This window comes from Pelagibacterium lacus (assembly GCF_003345525.1).
Taxonomy (GTDB): Bacteria; Pseudomonadota; Alphaproteobacteria; order Rhizobiales; family Devosiaceae; genus Pelagibacterium; species Pelagibacterium lacus.
In genome coordinates this window covers 1-3,200 of the sequence record NZ_QQNH01000054.1, presented here as the reverse complement: position 1 = coordinate 3,200, position 3,200 = coordinate 1, and the positions used below count along the sequence as shown (strand labels likewise).

5 protein-coding genes and 1 pseudogene are annotated in these 3,200 nt (G+C 64.5%); 2 read left to right on the top strand and 4 right to left on the bottom strand.

The annotated features are described in order from the left end of the window. Positions 1–510 (top strand): annotated as a pseudogene (locus DVH29_RS15925) (IS630 family transposase); the annotation flags it as partial. A gap of 6 nt (positions 511–516) precedes the next feature. On the opposite strand, the gene DVH29_RS15920 reads toward DVH29_RS15925, so the two are convergent. The 3 genes from DVH29_RS15920 to DVH29_RS15910 form a co-directional block, all read right to left on the bottom strand. Beyond that, complete coding sequence (locus tag DVH29_RS15920; RefSeq protein ID WP_114647170.1) at positions 517–735, bottom strand: sulfurtransferase TusA family protein; 219 nt, start codon at positions 733–735, stop codon at positions 517–519. An 82-nt stretch (positions 736–817) separates the two neighbouring features. Further along, positions 818–1,291 (bottom strand): RidA family protein, encoded by a 474-nt coding sequence (locus DVH29_RS15915; RefSeq protein WP_245945059.1) that lies wholly within the window; start codon positions 1,289–1,291, stop codon positions 818–820. Positions 1,292–1,541: 250 nt separating this feature from the next. Beyond that, entirely contained in the window at positions 1,542–2,024 is a 483-nt protein-coding gene (locus DVH29_RS15910; RefSeq protein ID WP_114647169.1) for a CAP domain-containing protein, read from the bottom strand. Between the two features lie 246 nt (positions 2,025–2,270). On the opposite strand from DVH29_RS15910, the gene DVH29_RS15905 reads away from it, so the two are divergent. After that, the gene (locus DVH29_RS15905; RefSeq protein WP_147276150.1) at positions 2,271–2,513 is read left to right on the top strand and encodes a hypothetical protein; all 243 of its coding nucleotides are present in this window, start codon (positions 2,271–2,273) and stop codon (positions 2,511–2,513) included. A gap of 27 nt (positions 2,514–2,540) precedes the next feature. Here the strand turns inward: DVH29_RS15905 and DVH29_RS15900 are convergent, their stop codons facing one another. Beyond that, complete coding sequence (locus tag DVH29_RS15900) at positions 2,541–2,945, bottom strand: hypothetical protein (protein WP_114647167.1); 405 nt, start codon at positions 2,943–2,945, stop codon at positions 2,541–2,543. Between the last annotated feature and the right edge of the window lie 255 nt (positions 2,946–3,200).

Sequence of the window (3,200 nt, the reverse complement as noted above, 5' to 3'; positions counted from 1 at the left end):
TCGTCGACGAGACCTGGATCAAGACCAACATGGCCCCGCTACGCGGCTGGGGACCGAGAGGCAAGCGTCTGCGCGGCTTCGCGCCGCACGGCCACTGGAAGACGCTGACCTTCCTCGGTGCCCTGCGTTGCGACCAACTGACGGCACCGTGCGTCTTCGACGGGGCCGATCAACGGCAGATGCTTCCACGCCTATGTCGAGCAACTGCTCGTGCCGGTGCTCAGGCCCGGTGATATCGTCGTCATGGACAATCTCGGATCGCACAAGTCGGCCGCGATCCGGCACATGATCCGGGCCGCCGGCGCAAGGCTCTGGTTCCTGCCACCATACTCCCCCGATCTCAATCCGATCGAGCAGGCCTTCGCCAAGATCAAGCACTGGATGCGCATGGCCCAGAAGCGAACCATTGAGGACACCTGGCGTCACATCGGTGCCCTCGTCGAAACCATCGAAGATCATGAATGCCAGAACTATCTGGCCAACGCCGGATACGCTTCCGTCAAAACGTGAAGGACTCTAGGCTTTGACGATCTCGAAGCGCAACTCGTCGTCGCCGGATTGCGTGACCGCGTGGCCGTTCTGACGGCAATAGAGCGGGATATCGATACGGGCCACCGGATCGGTGGCCAGCACCACGACAAGCGCACCCGACGGCGCCAGGTCGAGGGCCTTTTCGGCCTTGAGGACCGGAAGCGGGCATTTGAGCCCGCGGGCATCGACAAGGGTGTGGGGCATGGGCGGCGGCGAGCCTTATTGGAACGAACGGCCGGCCCGATGAACCCCCCCGGGCCGGCCGCCCACTTATCCTCGAAACGCTCTATTGCGCAAGCGGCGCGTAGAAGGTGCCTTCCACCTCGAATATGTCGTCCTGGTTGAGCCGGTCCACCTCGATGATGCTGCGCGGCGGATAGGGGCCGTCGCCCCACAGTTCCGCCTGCACGGTATTCACGATGGGGCGGAAGCGATACATGTCGGTGACGAAGACGATGATGCGCACTGCGTCCTGCAAGGTGGCGCCTTCGGATTCGGCGATCAGCTTCATGTTCTCGAAGGCCTGGCGGATGCGCGCCTCGTCGCCCTCGACCAGCGTATTGGTGGCCGGATCGATGCCGCGCATGCCGGCGACGAAGACGAAATCCCCCGCCCGCGTGCCCAGCGACCAGGTGCCGGTGGTCTGGATGGCGCCCTCGGGCGTCAGGACCCGCACGCCATTGGGCGAGGCGTCCTGCGCGAAAGAAGCCGATGCGAATGTGGTTAACAGCGCGGCCGTAATGGCCAAGAATCGATTCATAACATTCCTCCTAAAGTCAGAATCGGTGTGGAGCCTTTTCTCCCGCTCCAAGTCTTTACTGTCACGTTCCCTAAAAACGGAAACACTTTACAACAAACCAGCCGGCACGCATGAGGTGCCGGCTCCAGGTTTTACTTGTACGGGATGGATTGAAGGCCGCGGCTCTACCGGAGGTCAACGCGCCTTAACAGTATTTCATGATGTGAAATTGACGGCCGCTCGGGCCGGTTGCCCGGCCCGTGGCGAAGGGTCAGCGGCCCAGCAGCATCACCCAATGGGTGCCATAGGCCGAATTGGGATCGAACACGGCGGCAAAGCCGACCCGGCTGGCATTGGAAAGCGCCATGACATCGGCATCGACGGGGCTGTTGCGCCAGCCCGAGAAGGTTTCGGCGAAATTGGTGTAGCCGGCGCTGAGCCGCATGGCCGCCGCGCCCGAGGGCTGGGCCGGCGGGGTGCCGGCCTGCGCATATTGGCGCGCCACCTGTTCGGCCGCGCTCTCCAGCCCCGCATCGGCGGACAGCGGCCCCACCCCGCGCAGGGCGCGGTACTGGTTGACGATCTGCAGGGCCGAGGCGCGGTCCATGCGGGCGCCGGGGCTATTGACCTCGGCCACCAGCCCCGGCGCGAGACCGCCTCCGGCACCCGGCGACATGCCGCTACAGGCGGCGAGCGTGGCCAGCGCGGCCAAGGCGAGGGCGAGCGGAGCGAAACGGCGGACGAAGCGGGTCATGGGCGGCCTTTGGCGTCTGGGGACATGGCTTTCCCTCAAACCGCAAAAAAGCCGCCAAAATGCGGCGCTTTTCCTACCGGCGCGTTAACCATAAAGCCAATCTCCTGTGAACCGGGCAACCGCTTGCGCTTTCCTTCGTTAACCAAACCTTGCCAACTGGCATAAGGATTGCGGCGTAGAGGCCAGAAGGCGGCCGATCCGTCCCGAAACGGGACAGGGCGTGCCAGGCTGAAACGGAAGCGGGCCATGAACGGGACAAAGGACGCAAAGCGGATCGTTACGGGACACCGCCTGCCGGTGAGCCTTCCCCTGCCGCGCCCGGTCCCGGCGGTGGCGCGCCCCCCCGCCCCCTTCCTCGCCCAATTACTCGCCACCGCCCCGATGCGGCCGGCGGCCGGCGGGGCCATGGCCGACAGCGCCTATCGCCACGCGGAAGGCAGCGACGCCAAGCGCATGCCCATGGGCTATCGCAAGACGCTGACGGTTTAGAGGGTATGCCGCTGCGTTAATGGGAACCTATTGCCCGCTGCCGAACTGCACGTCGCGGGCCGCGGCGCGAATCGAGACCGTGAAGCCGGCGATGAGATCGATCAGCGCCATCAGCATCAGGATGAAAAAGGCGCTGGTCGCGGCATAGGGCACCAGAAGGAATTCGACGAGGCAGACGACGAACACCACCGTCGACAGCATGTGATCAACCACCGAGGCATTGCCGAAACGGGTCGATTTGAGGATTTCCCCGAACAGCAGCACCAGCGACAGCGCCACGAACAGATCGGCGGCGCTGATCAGCCAGATGCCGCCCGACACCACGGTGATGGTGAACAGCGGCGCCGCCCAATCGGCCGCTGTGCCATAGCCGAACAGCGCCATGAGATTATAGACCACAAGCGGCAGGGCCAGGAGCGGCGGAACGAACATCGAGGCAGTCCGGGGCTGGGGCGGGAACATGGGACGACAGTGCCGCATCGCGGCGCGCTTGGCGAGAGGCATTTTTTTTGCTGAGGGGGTTCGGCGCGGGCGCGGGGGAGCAGGCCGGCGCGGCAATTCCGGCGTCTGTTACCTTGGCCCACCCCCACCCTCGATCCCTCCCCCTTGCGGGGGATTGTTCATGTTGGACTCGCGAGTTGCTTTCGCGCGAGGAAGATGTCGAGAGTGATGTGGAGCATTTCGAGT

Coding starts and splice junctions, on each gene's coding strand:
- DVH29_RS15920 (WP_114647170.1), bottom strand. CDS start 735: ATGCCCCACACCCTTGTCGATGCCCGCGGGCTCAAATGCCCGCTTCCG.
- DVH29_RS15915 (WP_245945059.1), bottom strand. CDS start 1,291: ATGAATCGATTCTTGGCCATTACGGCCGCGCTGTTAACCACATTCGCA.
- DVH29_RS15910 (WP_114647169.1), bottom strand. CDS start 2,024: ATGACCCGCTTCGTCCGCCGTTTCGCTCCGCTCGCCCTCGCCTTGGCC.
- DVH29_RS15905 (WP_147276150.1), top strand. CDS start 2,271: ATGAACGGGACAAAGGACGCAAAGCGGATCGTTACGGGACACCGCCTG.
- DVH29_RS15900 (WP_114647167.1), bottom strand. CDS start 2,945: ATGTTCGTTCCGCCGCTCCTGGCCCTGCCGCTTGTGGTCTATAATCTC.